Here is a 6,297-nt window from a genome sequence, read left to right on the forward strand (position 1 = left end):
AGTTGGTCACTTAGCGTTGCGAATAGGTAACCGTGCCATAACGGCGTTCCAGGGCCCGTGCCCGACACGCCGGGCAACTCGGCAAGGTTGTGGCAGGCTGCACCCGGGCAGGCCACACTCGACTAGCGGAAGCAGCGACGCACGTGACGTCGGCAGGCACCACCCGGGAGGTCCCCATGCCCGAACTGCGTGTCGTGGCCGTCTCCAATGACGGCACACGGCTGGTGCTGAAGGCTGCCGACGCGACGGAGTACACCCTTCCGATCGACGAACGCCTGCGCGCCGCCGTGCGCGGCGACCGTCCGCGCCTCGGCCAGATCGAGATCGAGGTGGAGAGCCATCTCCGCCCCCGTGACATCCAGGCGCGTATACGAGCTGGTGCGACCGCGGAAGAGGTCGCCCAACTCGCCGGCATCCCCGTCGACCGCGTCCGGCGCTTCGAGGGCCCGGTGCTCGCCGAGCGCGCCTTCATGGCCGAACGAGCCCGCAAGACTCCCGTCCGCCGGCCCGGCGAGAACGCCGCCGGTCCGCAGCTCGGCGAGGCCGTCCAGGAGCGGCTGCTCCTGCGCGGTGCCGACAAGGACACGGTGCAGTGGGACTCGTGGCGCCGCGACGACGGCACCTGGGAAGTGCTGCTGGTCTACATGGTGGCGAGCGAACCGCACTCGGCGAGCTGGACGTACGACCCGCCCCGGCGGCTCGTGCAGGCCGTCGACGAGGAGGCGCGCTCGCTGATCGGCGAGTCCGAGGACCTCGCCGCGCCGGAGCCCAGCTTCCCCTTCGTGCCGCGTATCGCGCGACTTCCGCGCGAGCGTGGGATGGACCGTGCCCTGGAGACCGCGCGGCCGAGCCTGCCGGCCCAGGTCCCCGAGCCCGTCGAGGAGACGACAGAGGAACGGGACTCGCTGACCAGCCTGCTGGAGGCGGTCCCCAGCTTCCGTGGCGACCTGGTGGTGCCGGAGCGCCCGGTGGAGCCCGAAGCGGAGGAATCCCCGGCCGAGCCGGTCGAGGAGGAACCTCCCGCTCCGGCCGCCTCCGCCGGTTCCGCCTACGCGGACGTCCTCATGCCTCGCTCCGTCGGCAGTCACCGCGACCGCCTCATCGGCGCGACGGATCGCCAGGCCGAGGCGGACGGCGTCCGTCCGGGTCGCCGCGCCGCCGTCCCGAGCTGGGACGAGATCGTGTTCGGGACGCGCAGGAAGAAGCAGGAGTAGCAAGGCAGGCAGCAGGAGTCATCGGTCGTACGGCTGTGGATGCGGCCGTACGAGGACGAGGGCCGCGTCGGTCGCGACGCGGCCCTCGTGCTGTGCCGCCCTACTGCGGGTCCGGCCCCACGGCCACCGGCCGGGACGGGTCCGACGACCACTGCGACCACGAACCGACGTACAGCGCCGCCGGAATCTCCGCGACCGCCAGCGCCAGCACCTGGTGTGCGGCCGAGACACCCGAACCGCAGTACACGCCGACCTCCGTGCCCTCGGAGGCGCCCAGCGCCTTGAAGCGGTCCGCGAGTTCCCCGGCGGGCAGGAAGCGGCCGTCGGCGCCGACGTTCTCGTTCGTGGGCGCGGAGACGGCGCCCGGGATGTGGCCGCCGACCGGGTCGATCGGCTCGACCTCCCCGCGGTACCGCTCCCCCGCCCGCGCGTCCAGCAGTACGCCGGAGCGGGCGAGCGCCGCGGCGCCGTCGGCGTCGAGCAGCCCGGCGCCCGGCGCGGGCTCGAAGTCACCCTCCGCCGGAGTCGGTACGGACGTCTCCAGCGGTCCCTCCCAGGTGGGCAACCCGCCGTCGAGGACCCGCACGTCGGGGTGACCCGTCCAGCGCAACAGCCACCACGCCCGGGCCGCGGCCCAGCCCTGTCCGCCGTCGTACACGACCACCGGCGTCCCGGACGACACGCCCGACCGGCGCATCGCCGCACCGAATTCGGCCAACTCCGGCAACGGGTGGCGCCCCTGCGGGCCGGGCGCGGAAGCCAGTTCCCGGTCCAGGTCGACGTAGGCCGCGCCGGGGATGTGCCCGGCCTCGTACGCTGCCCTGCCGTCGAACGGCGGCTCGCCGGCCGACTTGGCCAGGCTCAGCTGCCAGCGGACGTCGAGGAGCACCGGCGGGTTCTCGCCCGCCAGTTCGCTCGCGAGTTCGGATGCGGAGATGATGGCGTTCATGGCCACCATCCTTGCGCACGGGGTGGCCGCATCGTCGACGTCCGGCTACTCTGCTCGGCCGGACAGGTCCGATCACGAGGCGTACGGGATCAGGCACGTGCTGTACACCCGACGGACTTCCGGCGGCAATCGCACGGAAACGGGCCGTAAATCGCACACCGGGCATCCTCCGGGCGCCGGCCGTCGTGCGGCGGCGTGCCCGCAGCGCGCGCGGCCACGGGTGGTGCGAGCATCGGCACGGGGTCCGGACAGCGGAAGCGACGCGGCCACCGCGAGGGGCCGAGGAGAGAGTGACGATGACCGAGGCACGGGGGTCGGCCGGCCCGAACGGCGAGACGCACGCCCGGCACGCGCCCGGCACGCCCTGCTGGGTGAGCCTGATGGTGCACGGGCTGGCCGCGACCCAGGAGTTCTACGGGGCGCTGTTCGGCTGGGAGTTCCAGCCCGGCCCCCAGCAGCTCGGCCCCTATGTGCGAGCCCTGCTCGACGGCCGTGAGGTGGCCGGTATCGGCCAGCTGCCGCCTGACCGCCACCTCCCCATCGCCTGGACGCCCTACCTCGCCTCGGACGACACGGACCTGACCGCCGACACGGTACGGCTGTGCGGCGGCACGGTCGGCGTGGGACCGCTGGACGCCGCCGAAGCCGGCCGGATGGCGATCTGCTCCGACCCCTCCGGCGCCGTCTTCGGCATCTGGCAGGCGGCGGAGCACCGTGGCACGGCCATCACGGGCGTGCCCGGCACCCCCGCCTGGAACGAGCTGCTGACCTTCGAGTCGGTCAACGTGGCCAAGTTCTACGAGACCGTGTTCGCCTTCGAGGAGGAGCCGGTGCTCTCCGCCGACTTCGACTACGTCACCCTGCACATCGACGGCCGCCCGGTCGCGGGTATCCACGGGGTCGGCACCGCCCTGCCCCGCGACCGGGGCCCGCACTGGGTGACGTACTTCGAAGTCGCCGACACGGACGGGACGGTGGACCGGATCGTCGATCTCGGCGGGCATGTCCTCAGACCGGCCCACGACAGCGCCCACGGCCGCGTGGCGACGGTGGCGGACCCGGAGGGCGCGCGGTTCTGCCTGATCCAGAACCCGCGCTGACGGGGCTCAGACGCACCCGGTGTCTCCCAGCAGGGCGACCAGCTCCCGCTTGAGGACCTTCCCGCTCGGCCCCAGAGGGAGGGCGGCGGCGAACTCCACCCGGCGCGGGCACTTGTAGCCGGCGATGCGCTCACGGGCCCAGGCGATGACGTCCCGCGCCAGCGACGCGTCCGGCGCGGCTCCCGGGCCGGGGACGATCACCGCGCAGATCTCCTGGCCGTAGCGGGCGTCCGGTAGGCCGATCACCGCGGCCTGGGTGACGGACGGGTGGCGGGACAGGACCTCCTCCACCTCTCGCGGGTACACGTTGTAGCCGCCGCGCACGATCATGTCCTTCTTGCGGTCGACGATCGTCAGACAGCCCTCGGCGTCCTTCACGCCGAGGTCGCCCGAGCGGAACCAGCCGTCCACCAGCGCGGCGGCGGTGGCCTCGGGGTCGTCGAGGTAGCCGGCCATCACGTTGTGGCCGCGGACCACGATCTCACCGACCTCGCCCGGCGGGAGCAGGGTGATGCGGTCCTCGGTGTCGGCGCGGGCTATCTCCGCCTCCACGCCCCTGATCGGTCTGCCCACGGTGCCGGGCCGCCTGGGCCAGGCCTTCTGGTTGTAGGCGACGCAGGGGGACGTCTCGGTCAGGCCGTAGCCCTCGTAGACGGGGCAGCCGAAGGTCGTCTCGAAGTCCTCGAGCACCCGGACCGGCAGCGCCGAACCGCCGGAGTACGCCCGGGCGAGCGGCGGGCGGCGGGCGTCCCGGGCCGCGGCCTCCAGGAGGGTGATGTACATGGTCGGCACGCCCATGAGGACCGTGCAGCCTTCGCGCACCATCAGGTCGAGCGCCGTGTCCGGGGTGAAGCGGGGCATCAGGACGAGAGTGGCGCCGGCCCGGAAGCACGTCCCCATGCCGCAGACCTGGCCGAAGGTGTGGAACAGGGGCAGACAGCCGAGGAGGACGTCGTCGGGGCGCATGTCGAAGGGCGAGAGCATCGTCGTGTCGATGTTCAGCACCAGGTTGAGGTGACTGATCATGACGCCCTTGGGACGGCCCGTGGTGCCCGAGGTGTAGAGGATCAGCGCGATGTCGTCCGGCGCCCGGGGCACCGGGGCCTCGATCGGCGTGGCCTGGGCCGCGAGCCGGTTGAGCGTGGGCCCCCTCATGTCGTCGGCGTCCGCGTCGACCGTCAGCAGCGGCACTCCCGCGCGCTTCGCGGCCGGCTCCCCCTCGCCGAGGAGCGACCCGGCGCACAGCACGGCCCGCGCCCCCGAGTGCCGGAGGATGTACGCGATCTCCTCCGCCTTCAGCAGGGCGTTCACCGGTACGACGGTCGCGCCGAGCGCGAGGAGGCCGAAGTACACCGCCGGGAAATCGGGCGTGTTGGGCAGCAGCAGCGCGACCCGGTCGCCGGGGGCGAGGCCCCGCCCGCGCAGCGCCGCCGCGCACCGTCGCGCGGCCAGCCACAGGTCGCCGTAGGAGACGCGCTCGGGACCGGCGACGAGTGCCGTGCGGTCCGGGGTGCGCCGCGCCGAGTCCGCGAGCACGTCCGCGGCCGAGAGCGTGGCACCGCCCCTCATCGGACCGGGCCGCGTATTCCGGTGCCCCAAAAGGCAGGGTGAATCCACGGGAAGGAGATTTCACATTCGGTCATAGATATTCCGCTTTCAGGCGAAGGCGCACTGTGCAGGAACCCCGACGCATCCTACGATGAGGCCCGCCGATGGGAAAGCGACAGAGAGCGAGCATGAGACATGTCCGAGTACATGGATTTCTTCGCACGCCTTGCGCAGGAAACAGCCGAGCGGAAAAGGGAATTCCTGGAGCTCGGCCGCATCGCGGGCCGCTTCCCCGCGGCCGACACGGCACTGCATGGCGAGATCTCGATCTGGTGCAGCAACGACTACTTGGGTATGGGACAGCACCCGGACGTTCTGGCCGCGATGAAGCGCGCCGTCGACGAATACGGGGCCGGCTCCGGCGGTTCGCGCAACATAGGCGGGACGAACCGCTATCACGTCGCTCTGGAGGCGGAACTCGCCGCGCTGCACGGAAAGGAGGACGCCGTGCTGTTCACCTCCGGTTATTCCGCCAACGAGGGTGCGCTCTCCGTGCTCGCCGGGCGCATCGACGACTGTGCCGTGTTCTCCGACCAGTTGAACCACGCGTCCATCATCGATGGTTTGCGGCACAGCGGGGCCGAGAAGTTCATCTACCGGCACAACGACTGCGCACATCTGGAGGAACTGCTCTCCGGGGTGGATCCACAGCGGCCGAAACTCGTCGTGACGGAGTCCGTGCATTCGATGCGCGGCGATATCGCGCCACTCGCGGAGATCGCCGACATCGCCAAGCGGTACGGGGCGGTGACCTTCGTCGACGAAGTGCACGCGGTCGGCATGTACGGTCCCGAGGGCGCCGGCATCGCGGCGCAGGAGGGACTCGCGCCCGCGTTCACCATGGTGATGGGGACCCTGGCCAAGGGCTTCGGAATGACCGGCGGTTATGTCACCGGGCCCGCCGTTCTCATGGACTCGGTGCGGGCCTTCGCCCGGTCGTTCATCTTCACCACGGCCCTGCCGCCCGCCGTGTCGGCCGGCGCGCTCACCGCCGTACGGCATCTGCGCGGCTCCCGGGTCGAACGCGAACGGCTCGCGGCCAACGCCGACCGCATGCACGGCCTGTTACGGGAGCGGGGCATCCCCGTCCTGTCCGACCAGACCCACATCGTCTCGGTCCTGGTCGGTGAGGACCGGCTCTGCAAGCGGATGTCGGCGATGCTGTTGGAGCGGCACGGCGCCTATGTGCAGGCCATCAACGCGCCGAGCGTGCCGACCGGGGAGGAGATCCTGCGGATCGCGCCCTCGGCCGTGCACACGGAAGCCGAGGTCCGCGAGTTCGTCGAGGCGCTGGACGGGATCTGGAGCGAGCTGGGCGCACCGCGGGGTGCCTAGCTTGATCTTTAACCTGTGCGGCGTGGTCGTGGGGTGGTTGACTTACTCGTTCGCTGTTTCGCCGCCTGTGTTTTGCGGGGTGTGTGCACGT

Annotated in this window: 5 protein-coding genes; 3 read left to right on the forward strand and 2 right to left on the reverse strand. The window is 71.6% G+C overall.

The features are described 5' to 3' along the window. Nucleotides 1–176: 176 nt before the first annotated feature. The gene (sepH, locus tag ACFU95_RS43105) at nt 177–1,214 is read left to right on the forward strand and encodes a septation protein SepH (RefSeq protein WP_383840637.1); all 1,038 of its coding nucleotides are present in this window, start codon (nt 177–179) and stop codon (nt 1,212–1,214) included. Between the two features lie 100 nt (nt 1,215–1,314). Here the strand turns inward: sepH and ACFU95_RS43110 are convergent, their stop codons facing one another. Next, entirely contained in the window at nt 1,315–2,163 is an 849-nt protein-coding gene (locus ACFU95_RS43110; protein ID WP_383840639.1) for a sulfurtransferase, read from the reverse strand. 296 nt (nt 2,164–2,459) lie between these two features. Between ACFU95_RS43110 and ACFU95_RS43115 the strand changes: the two genes are divergently transcribed. Further along, entirely contained in the window at nt 2,460–3,263 is an 804-nt protein-coding gene (locus ACFU95_RS43115) for a VOC family protein (protein ID WP_383840642.1), read from the forward strand. Between the two features lie 6 nt (nt 3,264–3,269). Here ACFU95_RS43115 and ACFU95_RS43120 read toward each other — a convergent pair whose 3' ends face one another. After that, the gene (locus ACFU95_RS43120) at nt 3,270–4,832 is read right to left on the reverse strand and encodes a long-chain fatty acid--CoA ligase (RefSeq protein WP_383840645.1); all 1,563 of its coding nucleotides are present in this window, start codon (nt 4,830–4,832) and stop codon (nt 3,270–3,272) included. Nucleotides 4,833–5,006: 174 nt separating this feature from the next. Between ACFU95_RS43120 and hemA the strand changes: the two genes are divergently transcribed. Then, nucleotides 5,007–6,206: a 5-aminolevulinate synthase gene (gene hemA, locus ACFU95_RS43125; RefSeq protein ID WP_383840647.1), complete on the forward strand. Its 1,200-nt coding sequence runs from the start codon at nt 5,007–5,009 to the stop codon at nt 6,204–6,206. Nucleotides 6,207–6,297 lie beyond the last annotated feature (91 nt).

The sequence above is a fragment of the Streptomyces sp. NPDC057623 genome, from assembly GCF_042800355.1.
Classification (GTDB): domain Bacteria; phylum Actinomycetota; class Actinomycetes; order Streptomycetales; family Streptomycetaceae; genus Streptomyces.